21 protein-coding genes, 1 tRNA gene and 1 pseudogene are annotated in these 26969 nt (G+C 52.6%); 16 read left to right on the top strand and 7 right to left on the bottom strand.

The genetic code is table 11. The features are described from left to right. Positions 1-11 precede the first annotated feature (11 nt). Positions 12-88 (bottom strand) — tRNA-Val (locus tag EGM51_03135). Positions 89-214: 126 nt separating this feature from the next. Then, positions 215-1117 (bottom strand): helix-turn-helix domain-containing protein, encoded by a 903-nt coding sequence (locus EGM51_03130; protein QBG46437.1) that lies wholly within the window; start codon positions 1115-1117, stop codon positions 215-217. 86 nt (positions 1118-1203) lie between these two features. Between EGM51_03130 and galK the strand changes: the two genes are divergently transcribed. Together galK and galE are read left to right on the top strand one after the other, a co-directional pair. Then, positions 1204-2379, top strand: coding sequence for a galactokinase (galK, locus tag EGM51_03125; GenBank protein ID QBG46436.1), 1176 nt, complete (start codon positions 1204-1206; stop codon positions 2377-2379). A gap of 79 nt (positions 2380-2458) precedes the next feature. Continuing rightward, positions 2459-3430, top strand: coding sequence for a UDP-glucose 4-epimerase GalE (gene galE, locus EGM51_03120; GenBank protein ID QBG46435.1), 972 nt, complete (start codon positions 2459-2461; stop codon positions 3428-3430). 139 nt (positions 3431-3569) lie between these two features. On the opposite strand, the gene EGM51_03115 is transcribed toward galE, so the two are convergent. After that, complete coding sequence (locus EGM51_03115; GenBank protein ID QBG46434.1) at positions 3570-3905, bottom strand: hypothetical protein; 336 nt, start codon at positions 3903-3905, stop codon at positions 3570-3572. Between the two features lie 473 nt (positions 3906-4378). Between EGM51_03115 and EGM51_03110 the strand changes: the two genes are divergently transcribed. Next, the gene (locus EGM51_03110) at positions 4379-4717 is read left to right on the top strand and encodes a hypothetical protein (protein ID QBG46433.1); all 339 of its coding nucleotides are present in this window, start codon (positions 4379-4381) and stop codon (positions 4715-4717) included. Between the two features lie 357 nt (positions 4718-5074). Here the strand turns inward: EGM51_03110 and EGM51_03105 are convergent, their stop codons facing one another. Further along, positions 5075-5557, bottom strand: coding sequence for a DNA-binding protein VF530 (locus EGM51_03105; GenBank protein ID QBG46432.1), 483 nt, complete (start codon positions 5555-5557; stop codon positions 5075-5077). A gap of 96 nt (positions 5558-5653) precedes the next feature. Here EGM51_03105 and EGM51_03100 point away from each other — a divergent pair, with 96 nt between their 5' ends. Together EGM51_03100 and EGM51_03095 are read left to right on the top strand one after the other, a co-directional pair. Next, entirely contained in the window at positions 5654-8275 is a 2622-nt protein-coding gene (locus EGM51_03100) for an RNA polymerase-binding ATPase (protein QBG46431.1), read from the top strand. Then, entirely contained in the window at positions 8272-9105 is an 834-nt protein-coding gene (locus tag EGM51_03095) for a methyltransferase domain-containing protein (protein QBG46430.1), read from the top strand. Before EGM51_03100 ends, EGM51_03095 begins: the two co-directional genes overlap by 4 nt. A 166-nt stretch (positions 9106-9271) precedes the next feature. On the opposite strand, the gene EGM51_03090 is transcribed toward EGM51_03095, so the two are convergent. Together EGM51_03090 and EGM51_03085 are read right to left on the bottom strand one after the other, a co-directional pair. Further along, the gene (locus tag EGM51_03090) at positions 9272-9724 is read right to left on the bottom strand and encodes a hypothetical protein (protein ID QBG46429.1); all 453 of its coding nucleotides are present in this window, start codon (positions 9722-9724) and stop codon (positions 9272-9274) included. A 441-nt stretch (positions 9725-10165) separates the two neighbouring features. Next, complete coding sequence (locus tag EGM51_03085) at positions 10166-11410, bottom strand: mechanosensitive ion channel family protein (GenBank protein ID QBG46428.1); 1245 nt, start codon at positions 11408-11410, stop codon at positions 10166-10168. Positions 11411-11520: 110 nt separating this feature from the next. Between EGM51_03085 and EGM51_03080 the strand changes: the two are divergent. From EGM51_03080 to EGM51_03070, 3 genes and pseudogenes are all read left to right on the top strand, one after another. Continuing rightward, positions 11521-12359: pseudogene (locus EGM51_03080) on the top strand (alpha/beta hydrolase). A 118-nt stretch (positions 12360-12477) separates the two neighbouring features. After that, a complete protein-coding gene (locus EGM51_03075; GenBank protein QBG46427.1) occupies positions 12478-13518 on the top strand; it encodes a lipopolysaccharide heptosyltransferase family protein in 1041 nt (346 codons plus the stop codon). A 223-nt stretch (positions 13519-13741) separates the two neighbouring features. Beyond that, a complete protein-coding gene (locus tag EGM51_03070) occupies positions 13742-14515 on the top strand; it encodes a hypothetical protein (protein QBG46426.1) in 774 nt (257 codons plus the stop codon). Positions 14516-14565: 50 nt separating this feature from the next. On the opposite strand, the gene EGM51_03065 is transcribed toward EGM51_03070, so the two are convergent. Next, entirely contained in the window at positions 14566-15777 is a 1212-nt protein-coding gene (locus EGM51_03065) for an AraC family transcriptional regulator (protein ID QBG46425.1), read from the bottom strand. Positions 15778-15932: 155 nt separating this feature from the next. Between EGM51_03065 and EGM51_03060 the strand changes: the two genes are divergently transcribed. The 8 genes from EGM51_03060 (at position 15933) to EGM51_03025 (ending at position 26962) form a co-directional block, all read left to right on the top strand. Continuing rightward, entirely contained in the window at positions 15933-16835 is a 903-nt protein-coding gene (locus tag EGM51_03060) for a bifunctional 5,10-methylenetetrahydrofolate dehydrogenase/5,10-methenyltetrahydrofolate cyclohydrolase (GenBank protein ID QBG46424.1), read from the top strand. Positions 16836-16965: 130 nt separating this feature from the next. Beyond that, positions 16966-19425, top strand: coding sequence for a hypothetical protein (locus EGM51_03055; protein ID QBG46423.1), 2460 nt, complete (start codon positions 16966-16968; stop codon positions 19423-19425). A gap of 26 nt (positions 19426-19451) precedes the next feature. After that, the gene (locus tag EGM51_03050) at positions 19452-20288 is read left to right on the top strand and encodes a formate/nitrite transporter family protein (GenBank protein ID QBG46422.1); all 837 of its coding nucleotides are present in this window, start codon (positions 19452-19454) and stop codon (positions 20286-20288) included. A 35-nt stretch (positions 20289-20323) separates the two neighbouring features. Next, on the top strand, positions 20324-22087 hold the full coding sequence (locus EGM51_03045) for a formate--tetrahydrofolate ligase (protein ID QBG46421.1): 1764 nt from the start codon (positions 20324-20326) through the stop codon (positions 22085-22087). Positions 22088-22288: 201 nt separating this feature from the next. Then, positions 22289-22915, top strand: coding sequence for a cobalamin-binding protein (locus EGM51_03040; GenBank protein QBG46420.1), 627 nt, complete (start codon positions 22289-22291; stop codon positions 22913-22915). Positions 22916-23003: 88 nt separating this feature from the next. Further along, positions 23004-24674 (top strand): DUF4445 domain-containing protein, encoded by a 1671-nt coding sequence (locus EGM51_03035; protein ID QBG46419.1) that lies wholly within the window; start codon positions 23004-23006, stop codon positions 24672-24674. An 80-nt stretch (positions 24675-24754) separates the two neighbouring features. Next, positions 24755-25501: a DUF1638 domain-containing protein gene (locus tag EGM51_03030; GenBank protein ID QBG46418.1), complete on the top strand. Its 747-nt coding sequence runs from the start codon at positions 24755-24757 to the stop codon at positions 25499-25501. Between the two features lie 105 nt (positions 25502-25606). Next, positions 25607-26962 carry a uroporphyrinogen decarboxylase gene (locus tag EGM51_03025; protein ID QBG46417.1) on the top strand — a complete coding sequence of 452 codons (1356 nt, stop codon included), beginning with the start codon at positions 25607-25609 and terminating at the stop codon, positions 26960-26962. The last annotated feature ends 7 nt before the right edge of the window (positions 26963-26969 follow it).

Here is a 26969-nt window from a genome sequence, read left to right as displayed (position 1 = left end):
GTGCTTAAATATGGTGGGTAATACTGGATTCGAACCAGTGACCTCATGCATGTCAAGCATGCGCTCTAACCAACTGAGCTAATCACCCTTAAGAAAGGCAGGGAATATACGGATGCGCTCTGCCGCTGTCAACCGGTCAGAATGCATTTTTTACAATTCCCATAAAAGTACGCAATCGGACGAAACCCGCACAAACGAATGCCGGAAATGAGGATTAAGCAGCATGGATCGGCGGCGACGTTTCCCGGAGCCGGAATTCGGAAGGCGAGCAACTGAAATGCTTGCGGAAAACACGGGAAAAATAGAGTGCATCGTCGTAACCGACAGACAGAGCGATTTCGGCCACCGGCGAATTGGGTTTGGATTTGAGCAGCGCGGCGGCACGTTCGAGACGGTAATTGACCTGATACTGCTTAAAACTGAGACCGGTCACTTTTTTAAAAACACGCGAAACCGTGGAGGCACTGCGCCCGACCAGCCGCGAGGCTTCATCCAGCTGCAGTTCCTGCTCCGGGTGTTCCCGGATCCGCTCAATGACCGGGGCGATCAGGTCATAATCCTTATGCTGAATCATCTGATCGCCAATGATGAAATCGAGCAGATGATGAAAAAGACGGATCAGGGTTTCAATTTTACCTTCCGGGAAAACAGCGGTCTGCTCATAGGCCTGCTGAAGTACATCATCGCCTTTCACCTTTTTCCAATCCCTGGAATACGGCGATTCCTCCGGGGCCGATTCACTGCGGAACTGGCCGAGCATGACATAACCGGCCAGTTCGTTATTCACCAGAATCGGGGCCGTCACCTCACGCATACCGGCATGACAGGTATAGGTAATCATATCCTGCCGTTCAAAGGCCACACGCATCATTTTATGGTCCAGTGCCCTGCATTTCATTTCCAGCCCGAGATCTTCGCGCAGAAGCCGGCAATGATCGCAGTTCGGACGGTTCACCGCATCAGGATAAATAAGGTTTCCGTCCGGGCTGAACAGCGTAATGCGGATATCATGCAGCTCCGTATAAAGGTCGAAAATTTCTGAAACCTTCTGGTTGATGGTATGGTGCATAGACTCAAGCATGTGACAAAAAAAGCACATTTCGCTTTTTTTGTCCATGTCTTTGCAAGGTTATCCCATGGATTTGTCTTGCCGGATTCCATACATTGGAATGCTCATAACCAGATCTGTCAGGAGGACACCCCATGTATGATGAAAATGTAGTAGCCGAAGCTCAAGCCATCCACAAAGAAATTTACGGCGTTGAGCCGACCACCGTATCCTATGCCCCGGGGCGTATTGAGGTACTGGGCAATCACACCGACTATAATGACGGAACCACCTTCTCATGCGCCATCAACTTCGGCCACTGTTTCTGCATTTCCAAGTCTGACAAACCCGGCATTCACGTCACCGCCGGCGACGTCCGCGAATCCTACGAATTTTCCGCCACCTGCGATGAACGGATCGACAGCTACTGGGCCAACTACGTAAAAGGCAATTTTTACTACCTCGCCACCGAACACGGTATTCTTGTGGATGGTATCAACTGCACCTTCCTCGGCTCGATCCCGATGGGGGCCGGACTCTCCTCTTCCGCCGCGCTGGAAGTGGCCACCACCTATGCCGCCCTGCAGTATGCCGGTAAAGAGATTGGCCAGGATATCAGCAAAAAGGAAATCGGCCAGCTGGCCCAGAAATGTGAAAATGTCTTTGCCGGTTGCAACTGCGGCCTGCTCGACCAGTTCTCCAGCATTTTCGGCGAACACCACGGACTGATCCACTCCGATTTCCGCAGTCTGGAAACCTATCCCGTCAAACTGCCGGATGATGTGATGTTCCTGATGGTCAACCCGCACATCAAACACAAGCTGAAAGATTCCCCATATAACGCCCGCCGCGAAAGCTGCGAAAAAGCCGCTGCCGAACTGAACAAACTGGTCAGTTACGAAGTAAAAGCCCTGCGCGACATCACCCTCGAAGATTTTGAAGCCAATAAAGGTAAAATCGATCCCGAGGCGGCGCAGCGCGCCACTCATGTCGTCTGGGAAATCCATCGCGTGGAAGATGGAGTAAAACTGCTGGCCGACGGCAACATCGAAGCCTTCGGTCAATATCTGTTCGACTCCCACGAAACCTCCCGCACCGCATTTGAAAACTCCATTCCGGAACTCGACACCGTTGTTGCAGCGGCCAAAGAAGCCGGGGCACTCGGCGCACGCCTTTCCGGCGGCGGCTGGGGCGGCAGCGTCTGCGCGCTGGTGAAAGCGGCCGATGCGGACCGCATCAGCGAACAGATTATTGAAACCTGCAAGGCCGAAGGCATCGAACCGACCATCGAAAAAATTGTTCCTTCGCAGGGCGCCCAGATTATCAAATAATAAAATGCGACGATAAAGCCGGATTCATTTCCGGCTTTAATCACGCATTACGGTTCATTCATCACGAAAGGATTCTGCCATGAAAGTATTAGTTGCCGGCGGTGCCGGATACATCGGAAGCGTAACCACACAGATGCTCTGCAATGAAGGGCACGATGTTGTGGTTTTCGACAACCTCGAACGCGGCCATAGAGCGGCCGTTGATCCGCGTGCAAAATTCCTCAAGGGCGATCTGCGGAATAAAGAAGAAATCAAATCCGCCCTGCTGGCGGAACGGCCGGAAGCGGTTATTCATTTTGCTGCCTACATCGAAGTCGGCGAATCCATGGTGGATCCAATGCCGTTTTATGAAAACAACGTCAGCGGTTCACTCAACCTCATTCACTCCATGATCGAGGCCGGTTGTAAAAAACTGATTTTCTCTTCCACCTGCGCCACCTACGGAACGCCCGAACGTATTCCGATGGATGAAACGCTCCCGCAGAAACCGGAATCCGTTTATGGCGATTCCAAACTGCTCTGCGAGCACATGTTTAAATGGGGCCAGGAAATCCACGGCGTCGAATGTGTATTCCTGCGCTATTTCAATGCCTGCGGCGCAACACCGGAATATGGCGAAGCACACAGCCCGGAAAGTCATCTGATTCCGCTCGTGCTGCAGGTGGCCCAAGGCAAACGGGAAAAAATCTTCATGTTTGGCGACGATTATGAAACCCGCGACGGCACCTGCGTGCGCGACTACATCCACATCAAAGACCTCGCTCAGGCCCACATTCTCGCCCTGAAACCGGGCATTTCCGGAGCCTTCAACCTCGGCAACGGCGACGGCTACACCGTCAAGGAAGTCATCGAAGTCTGCCGCGAAGTCACCGGCCATCCGATTCCGGCCGAAATTCAGCCGCGCCGCGCCGGCGACTGCACGGCTCTCGTGGCCGATGCCACCAAAGCACGTACCGTACTCGGCTGGAACCCGCAGCACGCCGACCTCAAAGAGATCGTTCAAAGCGCCTGGGACTGGCACCGCGCCCATCCCAACGGATACGAAGACTAATCTTCCCGTCTCTGGAAAAATGCAGCCCACCGGAATTCCGGCGGGCTTTTTTGTGACTGAAAAAAAGCAGAACTTCCGCAGCGAAATATTTCTGAGGGGATAGAAATACGAGGGGATGCTGCGGAAGCCTGCCAAAGGGTTACGCGTGTTTACGATGCAGTTTAGCGCCCGGCGGAACAAAACGCGGAAGCCGCACAATCTGCCGGTTTTCAAAACCGATCTGTCGCAGCTGCGGCAGTTTATGAACCAGCATCCACCGAACAGCCTCCGCAGCGATACATAGCGGAGCAAAAACCAGCAGAGATTTCAGCAGCGTATCGGCATAATTAACCGATTCCGGCGAATTCGCGGTCAGACCCCAGACAACCGCACTGGCTGTAATGGCATAAACCGGAGTCCAGAGAAGCGCTCCTTTCGCCAGTGCATCGCCGATGCTCATATCACTTTCGCGTTCATTCATGATGTTTGTTTTCATGTGTCGGTCTCCTTGATCTTCAACCTTTGCGTTGCTTATTTGCCCAACGAAACGGAAGCCCGACGCAGATTCTGGACAGAAATATTCCTCAAAAAAATTTGGACAAAAAATTTTATAAAATTCTGCTTTTGTGCACGTTACATAGAATTAAATTTGGACACTTTTCTGCGTGAAAGATGAGTACAAAACAACGATGGACGCCCCTGATATAGGACAGAATATAACTTTTTTTTGCGCATTGAATCCCCAGTGCAGAACGTCAATGCAGATGCACACCACCAAAGATCACCGCCCGGAAACCGCCCGCACGGCACCGCAACATCATTCTTTACTCATTCCGAAAAGATTTGTAGCGTTCATCCATAAATCAGCAAGAAGAGCTGATACAGAACATATACCAACGCTACATATGCAGCTGGATATAAACACACCGCAATTCAGCCCCTATAGAACACACCGTTCGCTATAAATAAATGGAAGTATTTGGAGTCATCATAGCCGTAGTTGCCATTGCAATAGCGTTAATCAACTACACGCCTCTTGGTGAGGCATTTATATCTCTTCTTGAAACCTTCGGTTTAAAAGTTGGGAAAAAATATGGATTAAAAGAACTGGTTGAAACTCCAGAATCAAAATCCAATGAATTTATAAATAAAACCGGAATTACAAAATCACCACTTAAACCATCAGGCATAGCCTTGTTTGACGGAAAAAGAGTTCATGTTATTTCATCTGATAAGTTCATAGAGCCTGAAATAGAAATTATTGTAGATCGAGTTAAAGGAAATAGAATTTACGTAAAACAAAAATGAGCGAATCAGCCATCTGAGGTTGTTCGTCAACGTAAAAACAGACGTTCTATCGGTCCGTTCAGCCAAATGGCATCAGCTGCCCCCACCCGTCCGGAGGAATGGGCTCTGCGCATGCACGCCCCATGGGACATCGGTCCGAAATCAATTCTGCAGTCAATTAATGTGGCCAAGACAGGACGCCCAGTAGATAACGGAAAATCATTTCGTATCGTTGATATAAGAAACTCTCCGGCGGATACGATCAGCAGAAAATACATTACACGTTAAAAAATCAAACACCGGGCGACTGGCGTTTCAGTCCCGTTGCGGGTTCCATGCTATCGATAGATCGTCCGTTTTTGAAGCGGCGCACTATTTCTATTTTTTGAAGGGCGAATTGGAAAACTTTGATTTAAAAGAGCTCTCGGTCGGCTCTTCATCATCCGGCTCCACCCAGGGTGCACTGCGCGGCGGCCGTTTGGGGGCCCGTTTTCCCGGCGGAGCCTGTGCTCCGCGCTCGGCCTGCAGGGTTCTGATTTCTTCCGGATTCAACGGCCGCGGTTTTCCGGGTTTTATGCCAAGGGGAAAACCGCGCTCACGCGGTTTCAGCGCCATCTGTTCCGGACTGCCTTTCGGCATGACTTTGTAGACATGAAGATAAAATTCCTCCACCCGGTTCCGCGCCCATTCCGCCTTTTTCAGGAAGGCCAGAGCACTCGCAATCGTCGGCTGAATTCGGAAACATTTCAGCTCAATCGCGGCATCCAGTGTACGCCACCCATAAAATTCAACCAGCTCCGTCAGCATGGCCTCGGTCGACAAACCGTGCAGCGGACTGTTCTGCAACTCTTCATTAGACATAATAGATCCCCGATCATCGGATTAAACACACCCACAATAACGCGGATTGCCGGAAGAGGCAGGATTTAATCTGTTCAAAAATATTTCCCTGCCGGAATGATTCCCCTACTCTCCGCCGCCATGCAGAACTTTTTCCCAGGACAACGTTGGATCAGCGAAACCGAACCCGAACTGGGACTCGGTATTGTGATTGAGTCAAATGCCCGGACAGTACAGGTATTTTTCCATGCAGCCGGCGAAATGCGGAACTATGCCGCTTCGAATGCGCCGCTGAATCGCGTGCGCTTTGCCGAAGGCGATGAAGTAAAATCCAACAACGGCAAAACGTTCGTCATTGCCGCCGTTGAAGAGGAGCCCCATGGATTGGTGACCTACTGCGCAGACGATGGATTCCGGCTGCCGGAAACCGAACTCTCCGACACGTCGGGATTCGACCGGCCGGAAAACCGGTTGCTCAATGGTCATGTGGATGAAAACGAATTATTTGATTTGAGGCTGGAAACGCTGCGCATGCGCCATACCTGGTCCAGTCTGCCGGTTCGCGGTCTGCTCGGCGGACGCATCGATCTCCTGCCGCACCAGCTGTACATTGCCCGGGAAGTCAGTGAACGCCCGCTGCCGCGCGTACTGCTGGCCGATGAAGTCGGCCTGGGTAAAACCATTGAAGCCTGCCTGATTCTTCACCGCTTAATCGCATGCAATATCGTGCAACGCGTTCTGATTCTCGTTCCCCATGCACTGGTGCACCAATGGTTCGTCGAACTGCTCCGCCGCTTTAACCTCTCTTTCAGCATTTTTGATGAAGAACGGTGCGTGGCCATTGAATCCGGCGATCCCGAAAACAACCCGTTTTTTGATGACCAGCTGGTACTGACGTCCATTGATTTTCTCGCCGGAAATCCGCAACGGGCCATGCAGGCAATGGGCTGCAGGTGGGATTTAATGATTGTCGACGAAGCTCACCATCTGCACTGGTCGCCGGACGAAAGCAGTATTGAATATAATATGGTCGAACAGTTCGCCCGGTCCATTCCACGCCTGCTGCTGCTGACCGCCAGCCCGGAACAGATGGGACTTGAAAGTCATTTTGCGCGCCTGCATCTGCTGGACCCTCAGCGCTATCCGGACATCGAACAATTCAAAACCGAACACGCACATTACACGGAAGCCGCCCGGAAGATCGAAGCCGAACTGGATTCAATGAACGATCAGGAACTGGCGGATGCGCTCGATCGCCACGGTGCCGGCCGGGTTATTTTCCGGAATACGCGTCGGAATATGACCGGTTTTCCAAAGCGTATTCCCCATCTGATCCCATTGGAGAACCGGACGTCATCTGAACCTGCCGTTACCTGGCTCGTTCAGTTTATCCATGAGCATCCCGCAGAAAAACTGCTGGTGATCAGTAAAACCTCCGAAAAAGTGATTCATCTTGTAGATGCGATCAAATCCCGCTCAGGCGTTGATATCGCCTATTTTCATGAACAGATGCCGCTGGTGCAGTGCGACCGTCAGGCCGCCTGGTTTGCCGAACCTGAAGGGGCCCGGGTGATGGTGGTTTCAGAAATGGGCGGCGAAGGCCGGAATTTCCAGATGGCCTCGCATCTTGTACTCATTGACCTGCCGGACGATCCCGAACTGCTGGAGCAGCGTATCGGCCGCCTCGACCGAATCGGCCAGCGTGGCGATGTACATATTCATGTTCCGTATGTAACCGGCTCCAAAGAGGAGCAGATGGTTCGCTGGCTGCACGAAGGGCTCAACGCCTTTGCCGAGCCGGTGATCGGCGGCTATGAAATGTTCACCCGTTTCCGGGAACGCCTGCAGCAGGTAGATGATACCCTGATTACGGAAACCCGGCGCGAATATAAAGCGGTCCGGAAACAGATGGCTTCCGGTCGCGACCGGCTGCTGGAACTCTCTTCATTCCGTCCGGAAGCCGGGAGCGCCATCGCCGAAGAAATCCGCGCCTGCGAAAAATCGGACCGGCTGCAGCGCTATCTGCTGAAACTGTTCGATCAGTACGGTATCCGTTCCGAAGCACTGGATGAACAGACGTACCATATCCGACCGGATCAGATGTTTGATGAATGGTTTCCTCTTCCTCCGGAAGGTCTGCGCATCACCTTCAGCCGAAATGAAGCGTTGATCCGCCCGGATGCCATTCTGATGAGCTGGGATCACCCGATGGTGACGGGAGCCGGGGAAATGATCAGCGGCTCTGAACGCGGAAGCTGCGCCATTGCCGTTGATCCTGCTCAGGACACCCCGCTTAAACTGCAGGCAGTTTACCTCCTCGAAACCATCGCCCCGCCCGGTCTGAATGCAGACCGGTTTCTTCCGCCCACCCCCATCAGCATCTCGGTCGATCATTCCGGATCGGCGATTCAGGACACCACGGCACCGCACCTGAAAGACGGGGAACCGTGGAAACTGCTGGAACACGAAGGGGTGCGTACACAGATGATTCCCAACATGATTAATGTCACAAAAGAACTGGCGGAGAAACAGGCGGAAACCGTGCGGAGCGAAGCCCGCCGGATGATGCTCAAAACACTGGGCGCAGAGTTCCAGCGGCTGGAATATCTGCAGAAAGTGAACAGCAGTATTCGCGATGAAGAACTGAGCCATGCCCGAAAATCCATCACCAGACTCGATAAAACACTTGCCAACGCCCGACTCCGACTCGACGCCATACGGATCATTACAGCCACATGAAACTTCCGACCCCATCCCCCGTCTGCTGCCCCGTCTGCAGTGAACCACTGATGCCGCAAGGCAGCATGATCGCCTGCAGAAACGGTCACCCGTTCAACATCGCCCGCGAAGGATACGTCAACCTGCTGCTCAGCCATCAGCGAAAAGCGAAACAGCCTGGAGATGATCCGGAAATGGTGATGGCCCGCCGTCGTTTTTTCGATTCCGGTGCGTTTGACGCCCTGATCCGGACGGTTACTGAACAACCCATGCCCGAAAAAAAAGACATTGCCGTCCTGGACTGCGGTTGCGGCGAGGGACACCTGCTCGGAACGCTGAGTGAAAAACACAGCGGGTTTTTCTGCGGCATCGATATTTCAAAAAAAGCGATACAGGTTGCTTCCCGGCGCTGGAAAAATGCGGCGTGGCTTGTGGCCAACGGCATGCGTGACATTCCGCTTGCGACGGATTCAATGGACATGATTCTCAGCATTCTGGCCCCGCGAAATAACCGGGAATTCCATCGCATCCTCAGCTCCAACGGTATACTGATAATCGGTGTTCCCGGCCCCAATCATCTGATTGAACTGCGCCGGCAACTGCAGTTTTCATCGGGCGATTTCAAAGAAAAGGCCAATGCCGCAGCGGAAAAATGCGCCCCTCTTTTTGAAGAAACGGACCGGATCGAAGTGCGTTCGGAAGCCATACTCAACTGCGAACAGATCGCCGACTGTATTCAGATGACCCCCATTTTCTGGCGTTCATCCGATGCCGCAAAAACCGCCGTCATGCAACTGGAATCCCTGACCGTAACCGTCAGCTTTACCCTGCTGATGATGAAAAAAAGATAGTCCCCGATTCCGATAAGGCAGCCCCGTTCCCCGCGAGGCAGGGACCGACCGCCGGGCGGGCCTGGGCACCCGAGATACCTGCTTTTCGTGCATAAGCGCGCCCGGCGGTCGCGCCCTACCTAAACCACACACGCCCGGCGGTCGCGCCCTACCTAAACCACACGCCCTACCCTTTGTAATTCCGGTTTTCCCAGATATAGGGCCAGTCTTCGGGCTTTTCACATAATCCTGCCCGGACGGGATTCATGCGGATATAGCTGGCCTTCTCCATGTACGATTCATCGTTACGTAACCGATGGTCAAAAAAATCACGTTGCCATTTTATGCCCCTTTTTATGCAGGTATAACGCTTCCAATTGGCTAACGGTTTCTGCATGCCGGTCTGGCAGGAAAAGCTCATGATGGTATGCAGATGATCGGGCATAAGCACCAGCAGATAAACCCATAATTCACCACGGTCCATTCTGAACTTTAATGACGAACACAGCAGGTCAAAGACCTCCGCATTGCAGAGCTGATTCTTCCCTTTCGGTTCCGTGCAGATCGTAATGAAAAATGCTGAACCATCCTTTACCCATGCCGGGATCTCGTGGGGCAGCTTTTTGCGGGATCTGAACATGATATGAAATAACCAAACGGTGTATTATAAAACAAGGTTTGAGTAGGACCATTCCCCGCGAGGTAGGGACCGACCGCCGGGCGGGCCTGGGCACCCAAGATACCTGCTCTGCGTACATAAGCGCGCCCGGCGGTCGCGCCCTACCCAAACCGCACGCTAGACGCTCGCCTATCCCAACCGTGCGCTCTACCCCTTGCAATTTTTTCGGGATCTGAACGTGAAACGGGACAACCAAACAGTGCATTATAAAACAAGGTTTGAGTAAGACCGTTCCCCGCGAGGTAGGGACCGACCGCCGGGCGGGCCTGGGCACCCAAGATACCTGCCCTGCGTGCATAAGCGCGCCCGGCGGTCGCGCCCTACCAAAACTACGCGCGCCCGGCGGTCGCGCTCTACCAGGACTATGCGGCACGCGGTCGCGCTATGCCCAAACCGCGCGGCCTACCCGATTTTCAGGGCGGCGATGTCATTACCGGAAGGCTGCTGGAAAACACGCAGACCGAATTCCGGAATGGCGGCGAGTATGTGATCAAAAATATCCGCCTGAATACCTTCATAGGCCACCCAGTTTTTGTCAGCACTGAACACATAGATTTCAATCGGCAGCCCCTGCGGCGTCGGCTGAAGATGGCGCACCAGAAAAGTCATGCCCTTGTGGATCTTCGGATTACTGTGCAGATAGTTCACCAGGTAGGCGCGGAAGATCCCGAGGTTGGTCTGGCGCCGCCCATTAACCACCGTTGCAGAAAGATCAATATTACGCTCTGCATTCGCCGTATTAATCTCTTCCTGCGTTTTCGTAATATACTCTTTAAGCAGTTCCATGGCCTTGAATTTTTCAAGCATGGCTTCATCGGCAAACCGGACGGTATTCATATCAATAAAGATGGAACGCTTGATCCGTCGACCGCCGGATTCGCTCATACCCCGCCAGTTTTTGAACGAATCGGAAATGAGCGCATACGTTGGAATGGTGGTAATGGTCTTGTCCCAGTTGCGGACTTTTACCGTATTCACTGACACTTCAATCACATCGCCGTCGGCCCCGTATTTGGGCATTTCAATCCAGTCGCCCTCGCGCACCATATCGTTTGCACCAAGCTGGATGCCGGCCACAAAACCGAGAATGGAATCCTTGAAAACGAGCATGGTGACGGCGGTCATACCGCCCAACAAAGTAAAGAGTCCCCATGGTTCCTTATTGAGCAGTACTGAAATCATGAAAATGACGGCCAGAAAATAGGTCACCAGCTGCAGCGCCTGGAACAGCGGACGTATGGGTTTTCGATATTCGTCCATACAGGAATGATAGACATCTGAAACGGCATTCAGAAACGCCTCAACCGTGCGGGCCCCGATGAAAATAATGACTGCAAACACTACGCGCTTAACCAGCACAAAACTTTCCGGTGCAACCCGTTCCAGACCGATAACAACAAGCGTAAGCGGAATCAGACGCAGCAGGCGGTGGAACACGCGCGACTCCATCAGTTTGTCGTCCCATTTGTTGGAGGTCTTCTCCGTGACCCGGTGGATCACCTTGAGCAGATAATTTTTGAGAATCCAGTACACGCCGTAGGCTGCGGCAAAAATCAGTACGGCGGAAACCGCCAATGCAAATTCATCGGCCGACTCTGCGGGTGTACCGTAAGCAATCAACTTTTCCTGAATCCATGTTAGCAACATTGTATTTTTTCCTTTCAAAAGCCGGCGACTTTACCGGTTCATTTTAAAAAATGCACCTGTATATCGTTCCATGATTGACGGACCGCTCCCTAAACTTCCACAGTACCGGCATGAAACTGACCCTTGCACTTTTACTTGTAAGCACAGTCTTTTCAGCCCTGGCTGAAATGCCGAAACCGAACAGCATTGTCCCCTTCAAAGAAACACCCCAGGGAGAACTCCGCCTCCACTTCTTTAATCCGGACGGACTGAAAAAAAATGACAAGCGACCGGCCATCATCTTTTTCTTCGGCGGCGGCTGGCATAGCGGCACTCCTTCACAGTTCTATCCTCAGGCCCGGCACTTTGCCGACCGCGGTATGGTGGCCGCCTGTGCCGAATACCGTATCAAGGAAATTCACAGCACTGATCCACGCGCCTGTGTGATGGATGCCAAATCAGCGATGCGCTGGGTGCGCCGGCAGGCGCAGAATCTGGGGATTGATCCCGGCCGTATTGCAGCGGGCGGCGGTTCTGCCGGCGGACATCTGGCCGCAGCCACAGCAACCCTTTTCTGGTTCGATGAACCCGGGGAAGATTCATCCGTAAGCTGTATTCCCAATGCACTGGCGCTGTTCAATCCGGTTTATGATAATTCCGAAAACGGTTACGGCTATGACCGCGTTGCCGAATACTGGGAGGAATTCTCCCCCTGCATAAACTGAAACCGGGCATGCCCCCGACCATCGTATTTCTCGGAACCCGCGATAAACTGATCCCCGTTGCAACCGCACGCCGCTTTCAGGAGATCATGAAAAAAAACGGCGACCGCTCGGAGCTCGTCCTCTATAAAGACATGCCCCACAGCTTTTTTAATCCAGACAAAGAAAACAATAAATACAAAGAAACCCTCACTGAAATGGATAATTTTTTTGTATCACTGGGCTGGCTGAAACCGGCGAAAAAATAATCCCCGCTCATTGCCTCCGAACAGAACCTTAAACATCGGCACAGAAGGTTAACGGAAGTTAACTGTTGTTCACCCGCTCGTTCCCTCACAATTCCATCCATTCAAAGAGGAGAATGTTGTGAAAAAAAACGAGCGCATTCTGATTATCCGCCTGAAGTCCATCGGTGACATACTGCACACGCTGCCGGCCGTCAATGCGGTGCGGCAGAATTATCCGGAAGCACACATCAGCTTTCTGGTCTGCAAATCCATGGCTCCGCTGATCACCGGCTTCCGTGCGGTCGATGAAATTATCACCATCGACCGCAGCGCAATGAAAAAACCCTGGAAAACCCTCCCGACCGTGCTTTCCCTTCTCAACCAAATCCGTCCCGGGCGTTTTACCCACGTAATTGACCTGCAGGGCTACGGCGAAACCGCATGGATCACCTGGTTCACCGGCGCGCGGAAGCGCTGGGGCTCAGTCTACCGTATAATGCGTAAAACGGCCTATACCCGCGGCCTCGACCGCGACATCTCCTCCATGCATGTTATCGACTGGTACCTCTCCATGCTCCGCCAGTGCGGTCTGCAGATCAACGAACCCGACAACACCTTTCATCTCCCGGAATACTATACCGAACAGGCCGCCGCCCTTTTCCGTAAACAGGGTCTCGATCCGGATAAACCCACCCTGATGATCCAGCCGTTTACCAGCCGTGCATTCAAAAACTGGCCGTTACTGAAATACCTCTCTGTCGCCCGGTTTTTCAAAGCACACGACATCCAGGTTTTCTTCTGCGGAAGCGCTAAAGACAGAATCGACCTGGAACCCGCCAGAGAACGCGGTCATACCGTAATCGCCGGGGAACCCCTGCTTATAACCGCCGGTCTCATTAAATGTTCATCCCTCGTTCTCGGCGGTGATACCGGCATGCTGCACCTCGGTCTGGCCCTCGACACCCGCATCCTGATGCTGTTCAAGCGGAAGACCTCTGAAAAAATTTCCACCATTCCCTACCGCCATCTCGACTGGGTCATCGATCCCACCGGTTTCGACAGCTTTCCAAAAATTTCAGTCAACCGCGTCGTGGAAGAATGCCGGAAAGCTTTTCCGCACGTCCCCTCCCCGGAAATTATGCCGATTGAATCCGGCCCCCGCCCCGATCTTTCACGGTAACATAAATTCCGTAAACGGCTGATCTTCCCCAGAGCCCCGGAACATCTTCGGATAACATTCGAACGGGCACATGCATCAACGCCTCAGCCGCAAAATATGCTGTTCAGACTCAGCATAAAAAGATATACATTTTATTTATTTCTTTATTTATCTTCAATTATTTGACATCCTGTTCCGCGAATCGACATCCTGTTACTGTTGGATGTTGCCAAGGAGAAAAAAGATGGATCTTTCTATACAAACAATGGCCGGTTTTTTGATTGCCGCTGCAACCGCACTGACCGCCGGAAGTATCCCCGTCTATGAGACAACCGACTCCGAAGCGGAATACGGCGGGGCATGGGACATCAATATTTTCGCGGATGATGTCCATTTTCACCATGGCGGCATCATCACGAACGTCACTCTGTTTTTATCCATAAAAGGCACCAACCAGAACTGCCGGCTGTGGATTTTTGACAATGTGGTCAGTGATGCGATTTATACAACCACCTTCAGCAACACCCCTTCATCCAGTCCGACGGACTTTCGCGCGTATCACTTCCCCATGCGCCTGAGTGTACCGAAAGATATCTATATCGGTTTCTCTGCCGAAGGCGACGGCTGGGACGAACAGCTACTCGACAGTGCGGAACTGGCCCCGACGATAACCCGGGGAACCGCTTCCGGTGCGGGCTTTTACTGGTGGGGCCCGGTGGAAAACAGTCAGCTGAATCAGGGCGGAAATTTCAACAGCGGCGACTATTTCAAACTGCGGGTTGATATGCTGCAGCCTGAGATTACATCGTTCACCGCCACCAATCATATCGCCGCACTTGAAGGGACCAATATATCGGAATTTGCCACGTATCTCATTGAGAAAACATCCAGCCTTGCATCCAACAACTGGACGGTTATCGAAGAAATTACCGGAAGTTCAGAGTTGATTCAATGGTCAGAAACCATGACTGAAGAAATTGAAAACCGGCATTACCGGATCCGCATAAAACACGAATAGTTCACAGGAGAAGTCCGGCGCTCAAGCGCCGCCTCGGACGGCAGCCGGCATCACCGAACGCGGCTGGATTTCCGGTATTTCGCCGGTGTTATTCCCATCCATTTTTTAAACTGTTTAATGAAATAGGACTGATCTCCGAATCCCGTTTCGTAGGCGATATCCGTGCAGCTCAGGTCGGTTTCTTCAAGCAGACGCCGCGCTTCCTGCACACGCAGATAATGAATATTCTGCAACGCGGTTTTACCGGTAGCCTCTTTGAGCAGATGAGCAATCCGGAAGGTGCTGAGCCCGGCGGCGGCGGCGATATCCTCCAGCGAAATCGGTTCGGTATAATTGGCGGCTATATAGTCCAGGGCTTTACCAACCGCCGGACTTACGGGACTCACGCCCTGCAGAAAAATACTGTTCATAAAATCATCGAGCGCTTCGCGCAGTACATTGCAGAGATCATCAAAATCCTGCGTATCCACAATTTCCTCAATCCATTTCATGTGCCGTTCCAGTAACGGCTCCGCAAGCGGGCTGTCCTCCACCGCCGTGCGGACCAGATAGCCCATCATTTCAATGGCGCGCGCTCGAACAACGACCGGTTTCGGAGAATAAAGAAACATGGCCGCGAGCATTTTATTAAACATTTTCCGTGCACCGGCGCGATCGCCCACACGAATGAGAGAAAGCAGAATACGCTCGTCGTCGTAAGGGTAGGCCCGGTTCTGGTCGACCTTGCGCTGATGAATCTCTTCGGCAATCTGCCGCTGCTGGATCATCTGATCACGATTCCGGATCAGCTTCAGCGGTTTCCACCCGCTGTATTGGTAAAACGACTCCTGCAGGGCATGCATCACCTGCGGCACACGCTCCTGATCGAAAACCTCCAGTCCCCGGACAAAAATCTCCGCATCCTTACGTCGAGCCCCTTCGCCCACAAAATAGTTGACCGCAGTATTGATACTTAGCGGATCGTCCTCCAGCAGAATACAGCCGCCGCAAAGCCCGCCCTTCACCTCGACTCCGTCAACCAGCGGAACCAGCCAGCTCATGATACCCGGTGCAACAAAAAAAACGTGTGATTCACCCCAGCGCACTGCTTCGTTGAGATTATGCAAACGCAGATGACACATCGACGGCAGATTTTCCACCGGACTGGTTTCGTCCGGCATCACAATCCGGCCATCGCAATCAGACAGGCACAATTGGAGTCCGCTATGCCGCCGATAATCTTTCGCCACCGAATTAAACATCCTCTTTGACAAGATCGACATATCACCGCCTATAAATAGTATTTCAAACGATTGGAAAAAAAGATTATAAGCGCGCGAAGCGACAAGAACACAACAGTTTAATATTGAACAAATCCGCTTTTTTGTCTCGAAGACCGGTTCGGGGTAACCTATTTAAAAAGCAACGGAGGAACCTGATGAATCACAATGATATTGCCGGCCGCGAGGTGGCGGATAAACTACTCGAACAAATTGCTCTGGATGTTGTTACCCTTAAACAGCAGAACTGGAACCCCAAACTGGTATCCATTAAAGTGGGCGATGACAACGCCGTAGATCTTTACGTACGCAACCAGAAGCGCAATGCCGACAAAGTGGGCATTGCATTCGAAGAACGCCACTATCCCCGCAATATTTCCGTCGACGAACTGACCGCCGCGATCACCAACCTGAATGTCGATCCGACCGTCACCGGCATTATTCTCCAGCGCCCGGTCCCCGAACACCTGCCCATTAAAGCACTGCAGGAAACGATCCATCCGCTCAAAGACGTGGAAGGCATGCATCCGAAATCCATCGGAAATATTGTTTACGGCGAACTGGAGCTGGCTCCATGTACCGCCAAGGCTTCGGTTGAAATTCTGAAAAGCACGGGAATGAAACTCGAAGGTCTGGAAGCCTGCGTGATCGGTCACTCCGAAATCGTCGGCAAACCGATTGCCTTTCTGCTGATGGCCGAAGGTGCAACGGTCACGGTATGCCATCACATGACCCGCGAAGTTGCAGTCCATTCCCGCCGGGCGGACGTTGTCTTCGTGGCCGTCGGCAAAGCCGGCCTGCTGACCGGCGATATGATCAAACCCGGAGCCGTGGTCATCGATATCGGCATTAATGTGATTGAAGATGAAAACGGAAAATCCAAAGTGGTTGGCGACTGCGATTACGCCTCGTGTCAGGAAACCGCCGGATGGATTACACCGGTCCCCGGCGGCGTCGGTCCGGTAACCCTGTCCATTCTCATGAAAAACACAGTAACCGCCGCTCAGCGCCAGAAACAGCATTACCACGCCCATTTTCTGCGCTCCCCGCTGGAAGGCTGACTCAGCAGGATCAACCTATTCGAAAACCGGTAAATCCGTAAAAACAACGGATTTTCCGGTTTATTTATTTAAATACAGCAATATATGACCATTTCAATCAACTATCTTTCTATTCATACGCATCCGTTTTATGGAAACCTCTTTAACGTTCGGACAAAGGATTTTCATGAGACCGTTAAAAGAAAGACTAAACGATTCGGATACCTTCACGGTACTGGCCGAACTGATGCCGGGACGCGGATACACAGTCGAACCTATCCGTAGATTCCTGAGCGACTATGCCGCTTCCGGAAATCGGAGTATTCCGCCTGATTTTGATTTTGCCGCCATTACCCTCCCCCAGAATCCAGGCGGCGTTTCCAACCTCGACCCCTCTGATATTCTGACGCTGCTCTCAACTACCGATCTGCCGAATCATCCGGATTTTATTCCGCATATCAGTTGCAAAGATCATAACCAGGCGGCGTTGAACTCTCTGCTGACCGGCTACCGGCAACGCGGCGTGCAGAGTGTGCTGGCTCTTACCGGAGACAAACCGACTTCGGCCAAGGGTGTATTTGACCGGGAGGCCGTCGGCCTGCTGCAGCTTATTTCTGAAAACAACCGGGCCCTGCTGCTCTCCGCCACACCGGGCCGGCTCGCCGGGCTGAACCTGCTCTTTCCGGGAGCGGCCGTATCGCCCTATAAATACACCGAAGCCTCCCAGATGCAGCAGTATTTTAAGATGGAAAAGAAAGCCGCTTCGGGGGCGCGCTTTTTTATAACGCAGGTTGGCTGGGATTGGAGAAAAGCCCGGGAACTGATGCTCTATAGAAAAGAGACCGGACTAACCCTTCCCATTCTGGGAAACGCCTATTTTCTCACGACAACCAACTCTGCACCGCACCTGATGAATGCCGGCCGACTGCCGGGCTGTTTTGTCAGCGACGCCCTTCTGGCCAGACTCAAGACCGAACGGTTCGAAGAACAGGTTGAACGCTGCGCCCGACAGATTGCCATGTATCGCTCGCTCGGTTACGACGGCGTTGATATCGGCGGCGTACACGAATATGAGCTTTTCTGCCGTTTGCTCAACCGGGCCGCTGAAATCGGCGATACGTGGAGCGAGGACTGCGAAAATCTGTGCTGGCCGCCGGAAAATCCCTTTTATCTCTATGACGACCAGGACCGTCGCATAGCACTCAGCCCGAACAAACCAACCCGCCACGACCGCTGGTTCGACCGAGCGCACAACCATCTGCTTGATCCCGAATGCAAAGGATTCCGGACCCTGAAAAAAATCATGGACGGCAGTAAAGAAAACGGGACCGCCCGTAAGTCCCTGTTCGCCGTGGAGCGCGCAATCAAGCACTCCCTATTCGAATGCACAGCATGCGGTGACTGCTATCTGGTTGAAAATTTCGGCTACTGCACCATGGGCGGATGTGCCAAGGGACTGGCCAATGCCCCGTGCGGCGATGCCAAACCCGACGGGACCTGCGGAAATGCCGAAGGAGTGATCTGCCGGGGTGAACAGATTTATAAAGCGGCCAAAGCCCGGAGCGGCGGCCTGACCAGACTTCGGCAGACCATCAACCGCCCGCGTAATCCGGCACTGCAGCACACCTCATCAATTCTCAACTACCTGTTCGGAAAGGACCACACCATGAAAAATGCAATCATCACCATCGGCGAAGACATCCATGCCTCCATTCCCAAACACGGCGCGGTTATGCGGGATCTGCACCGCCTGGGCGAAACGGCTTATTCCGCGGACAGTCCGCAACTGGAATATATCCGGGCTCTGATCGAAAGTCAGGCGGCTGACGGAGCGGACTATATTGCGGTCAATGTCGACGCCTTCGGTGAATCCGACCCGCAGTTGGCCGTCCGGATTATGAAGGAATATGTCCGGCTTGTGCGTCGCTGGGGCGGCACGGTTCCGGTCTGTATCGACAGCTCAGACGATCAGGTCTTAATTGCCGGCCTGAAGGAATGGTATCGCACAGACTGTCCCGTAAAAAAACCACTGGTCAATTCCATCAAAGTCCATACGGCGGACAAGCTGATGTCGCTCAGGAAAGAGTATGATTTCGTCTTTATCGGTATGCTGACGAACGAAAAGGGTTCCGGTGCCGGAAACGACACAGTGGAAGATCTCGTGGCTCTGGCCAGACAGATTCATACCAAAGCCATGGAATACGGCTTCGAAAATGATGCCGTTATTTTTGATACCACCGCTTTTCCGCTGGCTATCGACATGCCGATGATGCCCGGCACTCCGGGCTACACCTACCGCGCGTTCGAAACCATCAAAGCCCTCAAAGCGCTTCCGGAAATGAAAGGGGTTCATTTTTCCATGGGAATCAGCAACAGCTGCCGCGATCTTCCGGGCCGGAAAATCGGCATCATGCGCGCCTATGTCGAAGTGGCCATGCGTTACGGTCTGGATGCCGGAATTGTAAATGCCCGACACCGCTTCGGCACCAGACCCGCCGATCCGAAACTGGTCAAGCTGGTATCCGCCTATGCGGCCATGGACGGCTCTTTGGAGAAAACAAACGATGCGATTGAACTGATGGGCGAATTCTGTGACAGTCTGCGGACTTAATTCAGGTTTCAAAGGGTTACATTTTAATGAATGACGAACGATACGATGCATATATTCCTGCGGCAATGGCCAGACGGGCCGAGGCTTCCGCCCTGCGCAAAGCCAACCGCGATATTATCAGCGCTTTTTTTCTGGCCGTGCAGGCCGGCTCCTTCATCGCACTGGGCGGCGCGTTTTACACCACGGTCATCACCGGATCAACCATGGGATTCGGGCTCACCAAACTGATCGGCGGCCTGGCCTTTTCACTGGGGCTGATTCTGGTGATTGTGGCCGGCGCTGACCTGTTTACGGGTGACACGCTGGTGGTGATGGGCTGCCTGTCGAAAAAAGTGAAAATTTCACGAATGCTCAAAGGGTGGGTCTTTGTATTCCTGGGAAATCTGGCGGGCTCTCTGGCCATGCTGCTGCTTTTTCACCTCAGTGGACACTGGACGGATAACGGCGGAGTGATCGGCGCCAAGGCGGTGGCGATTGCGAATTATAAAGTCAGTCATACAATGACCGCCGCGTTTGTCAGCGGCATGCTCTGCAATATTCTGGTCTGCCTCGCCATCTGGCTCTGCTACAGCTCCCGTTCCGTAACCGATAAAATCCTCGCCATCATTTTTCCGATTACCGCCTTTGTGGCGATGGGATTTGAGCACAGCATTGCAAACATGTATCTGATTCCTGCCGGTCTGCTCCTGAAATCCAATCCTGATATTGCGGTACAACTGCACGGCACTGACCTTTCGAACCTAACCATGCAACGCTTTCTGCTGAACAATCTGCTGCCGGTAACAGTGGGCAATATGGTCGGCGGCGCCGTTTTTGTAGGTACAATCTACTGGATTCTTTATCTGCGCAAACAGGAAGACTGATTTTCCAATCTTTGGAACGTTTAGAGGAGAAGATAATGAAACTCGACCCGACACAGATGGCCGACTGGCAGATTGCCGAAGCCGCCGAAAAACAAATGAAACCGATCCAGGAGATTGCTGAAAAACTCGGCCTGCAGGACGGCGAACTGATTCCGATGGGACGCAATGTCGCCAAAATCGACTACAACAAAACGTGGAACCGCGTCAGACATACCAAACCCGGAAAATATGTCGACGTCACCGCGATCACCCCCACCCCGCTTGGCGAAGGGAAAACCACTACAACCATGGGCCTGGTGGAAGGTCTTGGAAGAATCGGGAAAAAACCGGTCGGTGCCATACGGCAGCCCAGCGGAGGCCCCACCTTCAATATCAAAGGTTCCGCCGCCGGAGGCGGGCTGGCACAATGCATTCCGCTCGCCCCGTTCACCCTCGGACTTACCGGCGATATCGACGCCATCACCAACGCTCACAATCTCTGTATGGTGGCGCTTACCGCCCGTATGCAGCATGAAAACAATTACGACGACGAACGCCTCGCGCAGATCGGCATCGAACGGCTCGACATCGATCCCGAGCGCGTGCAGCTCAAATGGGTGATGGATTTCTGTGCCCAGTCGCTTCGCAATATCACCATCGGTAAAGGCGGAAAAATGGACGGCCTTGAAATGGAGTCCGGTTTTGCTATTTCCGTCTCCAGCGAACTGATGGCCATTCTGGCTGTTTCCAACAGTCTGAAGGATATGCGCGAACGCATTTCCAGAATGGTGGTGGCCTACAGCCGGTCCGGAAAAGAGATCACAACGGCCGATCTCGAAGTGGATGGTGCCATGTGCGCCATTATGCTGGAGGCACTGAACCCGAATCTGATCCAGACCATTGAAGGCAATCCGGTCCTCGTTCATGCCGGACCTTTTGCCAATATTGCCATCGGCCAGAATTCAGTGATTGCTGACATGCTTGGAATCCGAATGGGGGAATACCTCGTTACGGAAAGCGGTTTTGCAGCTGATATCGGGTTCGAAAAATTCTGGAATCTGAAATGCCGCTGCTCCGGCCTGAAGCCGGATGCCGTTGTGATTGTGGCCACGGTCCGCGCTCTCAAAATGCATGGCGGCGGACCACAGGTGAAACCCGGACAACCGCTTGATCCGGCGTACACCCACGAAGAACTTACCCTGCTTGAACAAGGCTGTGAAAATCTCAAGGCCCATATCAACATCGTTAAAAAAAGCGGTGCAAGTCCCGTGGTCTGCATCAACGGATTTTACACGGACACCGAAGCGGAGCATAATCTGGTACGACGTATCGCCGAGGAAGCCGGAGCCCGCTGTGCGGTTTCCAAACACTGGGAACATGGCGGCGAAGGTGCGGTTGAACTGGCTGCGGCGGTGGTGGAAGCCTGTGAAGAGGAAAACCGGTTTGAATTCCTCTATGATCTGGACATGCCGCTGAAAAACCGCGTGCATAAAATCGCCACCGAACTCTACGGTGCCGACGGTGTGGACTGGTCCGAAACCGCGAACCGGAAAATCGAAACCATGCAGAACGATCCGGAAAGCGTCGGAATGGCCATCTGCATGGTGAAAACCCATTTAAGTTTGTCGCACGACCCTGACCTTAAAGGAGCTCCAACCGGCTGGCGTTTACCCATCCGTGATGTGCTGACCTATAAAGGAGCCGGTTTCATAGTCCCGGTCGCCGGCGATATCAAACTGATGCCCGGCACCGGAAGCAATCCGGGTTTCCGGAAGATTGATGTAGATACGGATACCGGAAAAGTGACAGGATTGTTTTAGTTTTTACAGAACGGGAAACCCCAAAAACCTCTACTTCATGGGGGATAATTTACACGAAAAACCGCTTCCGACCATCGGGAGCGGTTTTTTTCAGCAATATTGAACCATTTAACACCGTAAATCTTCTATTACCGCCAGTCCGATAAGCGTAAAACGGGAATATCGAAATGATGTAAACAATGAATCCGAGGGAAGGATACTATGGCTAGGAATGAAGAACTTTTTGAGGCGGTGCTGAAGGGAAAACGGAAAGATGTCGCTGCACTTGTTCAGACTGAAATTGAACGTAAAACCGATGTGGAAGAGATCCTGATGGAATCCATGGTTCCGGCCATGGCGGAGATCGGAGATCGTTTTTCCCGGAATGAAGCCTATGTTCCGGAAATGCTGATTGCCGCCCGGGCCATGCAGGCCGGACTCGATCTGCTCGAACCGCTGCTGGAGGCCGCCGGCCATGAGCCGATCGGAAAAGTTGCAATCGGAACCGTTAAGGGTGATCTCCACGACATCGGTAAAAACCTCTGCGCCATGATGCTCAAGGGTGCAGGTTTCGAAGTAATGGATCTCGGGGTTGACTGCGATGTTGATAAATACAAAGAAGCCGTCGATAACGGTGCCCAGCTGGTCCTGCTCAGCGCTCTGCTTACCACCACCATGCCTTATATGAAGGAAGTGGTTGCCGGTCTTGAAGGCTGCGGAGCCAAAATTCTGATCGGCGGCGCTCCGGTGACTCAGGATTATGCCGATGAAATCGGTGCCGATGGCTATTCCGATGATGCCAACACCTGCGTGCTGACCGCCAAGGAAGTCCTCGGCATTGCCGCCTAATTACCATCATGCTGGTATGCTGAAAAAAGCCGTCGCCTCGCGACGGCTTTTTTAGGGCAGTACAGCTGCATCCGGATCAGGATATTTTATGGCAGTACGCATCACCTTTGAAGGCCGCACAGTAGAGGTTAAAAATCAGCCGGAAGCAACGGTCATGGAGCTCGCCCGCCAGGCGGGCTGGTCGATTGAAGCCAGATGCGGCGGACAGGGCTCCTGCTCCAGTTGCTCAGTACTGCTGGGCGAAGGCCGCTACCGCATCTTCGACGCAGAAATCACCGTCACTGCCGGTCAGTGCCGTGAAGCCCTTTCGTGCATGACCTATGTGCTGGATTCTGATGCCGAAATTTTTCTGCCCGACACGGCTGTGATTTCATTCGATGGCGCCCGTATTGCGGATGACATGGAATTGCCGCCCCACCCCCTCGCGCCCCGGTTTAAGCAGGGGTTCGGACTGGCCGTTGATGTCGGCACAACAACCGTCTCCGCCGCTCTGATCGATCTCGAATCCGGAAAAACAGCAGCCCTCGAATCGCAGTACAACCAGCAGATTCTCAAGGCCGATGATGTGGTTTCGCGTATTTCGCTCTGCTCAAAACCCGGCGAACTGGAAAAACTCCAGCATCTGGTGATTGAACATACCCTGAATCCTCTGATCCACCGGCTCTGTGACAGAACCGGCACGGAAACATCCGATCTGCATCATCTCGTACTTTCGGGAAATACGGTAATGATGCATATTTTCTTCGGAGTATCCCCGGAAAGCATCGGCGTACTTCCTTTCGAACCTGTAAGCCGTTTTTTCAGAAGCACCGCCGGAGCACTGGACATCGATATGCATCCTGAAGCATTGGTGGAGGACATTCCGGCGATTTCAGGATATGTCGGCGGCGACATTACATCCGACCTGTATATTTTCCGCCACCGCACCATGATGACCCCCTCCGAAAACGGGGAAAGCGATGATCTGACCCTGCTGATCGACATCGGAACCAATGGTGAAATGGTGGCTTATATGAACGGCAAAATGACCGCCTGTGCCACGGCGGCGGGTCCGGCATTTGAAGGCGCCGGGCTGCTGCATGGCGCCCGGGCTGCCAATCGTGCCATCGACACCATTGAATTTGATGATAAGCTGGATTTTAAACTCACCGTGATCGGCGAAACGAAGCCCATAGGACTCTGCGGCTCCGCAATCATTGACTTTATTGCAGAAGGGTTCCGCTGCGGTCTTATCAATAGGGTCGGTCGTTTTGACATCGGAATGCTGAAGCAGCAGCATCGCTATGAAAAAACAGCCGGGATGCATGCATGCACCCTGGTTTCTCCGCCGTTTTCCGCCACCGGGAAATCCATCACGATAACCGAAGGGGATATTGCTGAAATTCTGAAGGCCAAAGCAGCAATCTATGGCGGACTCAAGTCGCTGCTGGTCGAACTGGGCAAAACCGTACACGATGTGGACCGCATTATCCTGGCCGGGGGATTCGCCAAATATATCAACCTGGAAAATGCGATCTGTATCGGACTGCTTCCGGATATTGACAGATCAAAATATGACATCATCGGAAACGGTTCTCTGGCCGGCGCAACTCTTGCCGTTTTGGACAGGAACGTAACAACGGAATGCTTCGACATCATCGATCGTCCCACTGTCATTACCCTCAACAAAACCGACCATTTTGTAAACCACTATCAGGAAGCTCTGGCCATTCCCAATCTGGAAACCGATGACTTTCCAACTATCGAAAGTCAGGTATAATCAACCGTGCAGAAACCGGAATACATTCGTTTCTGTGCACCTGTTGAGGCTCTTTACCGCCAGACGAATGACAAACCGCTATGAAGTTTAAACTGATCAGCTGCGAAATTTTTTTCCGGGAAATGGAATTCCTGCTGCAGAATACCCCGCACGATATTGATGTGCAGTTTCTGCAGAAAGGACTGCACGATATTCCCGCCGAGGAAATGCTAAAGCGGATTCAGACCATTGTAGACCAGGCATCGCAGGAGGATTACGACGCGGTCATTATGGGGTACGGCCTCTGCAATAACGGCCTCAACGGCCTCAAAGCCCGTACGATTCCCGTCGTACTGCCGCGGGCGCATGACTGCATCACGCTGTTTCTCGGAAGCCGGCAGCGCTATCAGAAATATTTTAATGAAAACCCCGGCACCTATTTCAAAACCACTGGCTGGATTGAACGCGACTATGTTGCTGACGACCTGAAAGATATCGCAATCCCGACCCAGCTCGGCATGGACCTGACCTACGACCAGCTGGTCGAAAAATACGGAGAAGACAATGCACAGTTTCTCTGGGAGGAGCTGTGCGATACTAAAAAAAACTATTCCCAAATCACATTTATTGAAATGGGAGTGGAACCCGACGACAGCTTTGAACAAACCGCCAGAGAAGAAGCGGCCTCCAAGGGCTGGCGTTTTGAAAAAGTGCCCGGAAACCTTGACCTCCTTCAACGCATGCTGCTGGGCGAATGGGATTCCGAAGATTTTCTTGTTCTTTCTCCAGGCTCCCGGATCGTTGCAACCCATAATGAGACAATCGTCCGCGCCGCCCCGGACACCTAATCAGACTCCATCAGCAAGATTGTCGTATTCAATATCCGTAAAGACCTATACGGAATTTAAATTCCCCCTATGCTTGTTCCATCCATTTAAACAAGGAGTATGGCGATGACAGGTAAACAGATTCTATTAGACGCAATTGCTGGCAAAGAAACTCCCCGTCCGGCATGGCTGCCGTTTGTCGGCTGCCACGGCGGCTTCCTTATCGGCAAATCGGCAACCGAATATCTCACCTCGGCCGATCTGCTGGTTGAAGGACTCAAGAAAGCAAAATCGCTTTATAAGCCGGACGGACTTCCGGTGATGTTCGATCTGCAGATTGAAGCGGAAATTCTCGGCTGTGACCTCCACTGGGCCGACGAGGTTCCGCCGGCAGTCACCAGCCATCCGCTGGCTATGGGTAAAACCATTGCCGATCTGCCTGAAATCGATGAAACCAAAGGCCGCTTCCCGATTGTTGTGGAAGCACTGAAAACCCTGAAAAAAGATATCGGTGACGACACGGCCCTCTACGGTCTGATCTGCGGCCCGTTCACTCTGGCCCTCCATCTGCTCGGCAATGACATTTTCCTCGATATGTACGACGAAGAGGATGAAGTGATCAAGGTGATCAGTTACTGCGCGGAAGTCTGCAAAAAATCAGCAGACATCTATCTTAATCACGGAGCCGACGTGATTGCGGTGGTGGATCCGATGACCAGTCAGATTTCTCCGGACCATTTTGAGCAGTTCGTAACTCCGGCTATGAATGCGGTGTACGACCACATCCGTGAGCACGGCGGCATATCCTCCATCTTTGTCTGCGGCGATGTGACCCGCAACCTTGAAGTTATGACCCAAACCACGGCCGACAACATTTCGGTGGATGAACAGATCGATATGGCCCACCTGCGTGAACTCTGTGAAGCCCAGGGGAAATCATTCGGCGGAAACATTAAGCTGACCTCCGTCCTCCTGCTGGGAGACGAAGAAGATGCAAAACTGGAAGTCCTGGACATCATGGAAAAAAGCGGAAACAAGGGATTCATCCTGGCTCCGGGGTGCGACCTGCCTTACGCCGTTCCGGTTAAAAATCTCCAGGCGGTTGCGGATATGGTTCACGACGAATATGCACGCGAAACCGCAAAGACACTGCAGGCCAAAGAAGCCGATTCCTTTGACGACATACAACTTCCCGACTATCAGACGACCGACGGTGTTATTCTTGATGTCATTACACTGGATTCCACCTCCTGTGCACCGTGTCAGTACATGATGGAAGCCGTCAATAAAGCCGCCGAAAAAACCTCGGTAAAGTGCTGCATCAACGAACATAAAATCAAGGTGCGCGAAGGCATTGGTATGATGGTCAAACTGGGTGTTAAAAACCTGCCGACCATCTGCATTAACGGTGAACCGAAATTTGCTTCGATTATTCCCGACATCACCACACTGGTGAATGCCATTGAAGAAGCGGCTGAATAGCCCCGCC

The sequence above is a fragment of the Verrucomicrobia bacterium S94 genome (assembly GCA_004299845.1).
Classification (GTDB): domain Bacteria; phylum Verrucomicrobiota; class Kiritimatiellia; order Kiritimatiellales; family Pontiellaceae; genus Pontiella.
This window is presented reverse-complemented; position numbering and strand designations above follow the sequence as displayed.

Bases quoted from the DNA above. Each gene is read 5' to 3' on its own strand.
- EGM51_03130 (QBG46437.1), bottom strand. From the start codon at position 1,117: ATGGACAAAAAAAGCGAAATGTGCTTTTTTTGTCACATGCTTGAGTCT.
- galK (QBG46436.1), top strand. From the start codon at position 1,204: ATGTATGATGAAAATGTAGTAGCCGAAGCTCAAGCCATCCACAAAGAA.
- galE (QBG46435.1), top strand. From the start codon at position 2,459: ATGAAAGTATTAGTTGCCGGCGGTGCCGGATACATCGGAAGCGTAACC.
- EGM51_03115 (QBG46434.1), bottom strand. From the start codon at position 3,905: ATGAAAACAAACATCATGAATGAACGCGAAAGTGATATGAGCATCGGC.
- EGM51_03110 (QBG46433.1), top strand. From the start codon at position 4,379: ATGGAAGTATTTGGAGTCATCATAGCCGTAGTTGCCATTGCAATAGCG.
- EGM51_03105 (QBG46432.1), bottom strand. From the start codon at position 5,557: ATGTCTAATGAAGAGTTGCAGAACAGTCCGCTGCACGGTTTGTCGACC.
- EGM51_03100 (QBG46431.1), top strand. From the start codon at position 5,654: ATGATTCCCCTACTCTCCGCCGCCATGCAGAACTTTTTCCCAGGACAA.
- EGM51_03095 (QBG46430.1), top strand. From the start codon at position 8,272: ATGAAACTTCCGACCCCATCCCCCGTCTGCTGCCCCGTCTGCAGTGAA.
- EGM51_03090 (QBG46429.1), bottom strand. From the start codon at position 9,724: ATGTTCAGATCCCGCAAAAAGCTGCCCCACGAGATCCCGGCATGGGTA.
- EGM51_03085 (QBG46428.1), bottom strand. From the start codon at position 11,410: ATGTTGCTAACATGGATTCAGGAAAAGTTGATTGCTTACGGTACACCC.
- EGM51_03070 (QBG46426.1), top strand. From the start codon at position 13,742: ATGGATCTTTCTATACAAACAATGGCCGGTTTTTTGATTGCCGCTGCA.
- EGM51_03065 (QBG46425.1), bottom strand. From the start codon at position 15,777: ATGTCGATCTTGTCAAAGAGGATGTTTAATTCGGTGGCGAAAGATTAT.
- EGM51_03060 (QBG46424.1), top strand. From the start codon at position 15,933: ATGAATCACAATGATATTGCCGGCCGCGAGGTGGCGGATAAACTACTC.
- EGM51_03055 (QBG46423.1), top strand. From the start codon at position 16,966: ATGGAAACCTCTTTAACGTTCGGACAAAGGATTTTCATGAGACCGTTA.
- EGM51_03050 (QBG46422.1), top strand. From the start codon at position 19,452: ATGAATGACGAACGATACGATGCATATATTCCTGCGGCAATGGCCAGA.
- EGM51_03045 (QBG46421.1), top strand. From the start codon at position 20,324: ATGAAACTCGACCCGACACAGATGGCCGACTGGCAGATTGCCGAAGCC.
- EGM51_03040 (QBG46420.1), top strand. From the start codon at position 22,289: ATGGCTAGGAATGAAGAACTTTTTGAGGCGGTGCTGAAGGGAAAACGG.
- EGM51_03035 (QBG46419.1), top strand. From the start codon at position 23,004: ATGGCAGTACGCATCACCTTTGAAGGCCGCACAGTAGAGGTTAAAAAT.
- EGM51_03030 (QBG46418.1), top strand. From the start codon at position 24,755: ATGAAGTTTAAACTGATCAGCTGCGAAATTTTTTTCCGGGAAATGGAA.
- EGM51_03025 (QBG46417.1), top strand. From the start codon at position 25,607: ATGACAGGTAAACAGATTCTATTAGACGCAATTGCTGGCAAAGAAACT.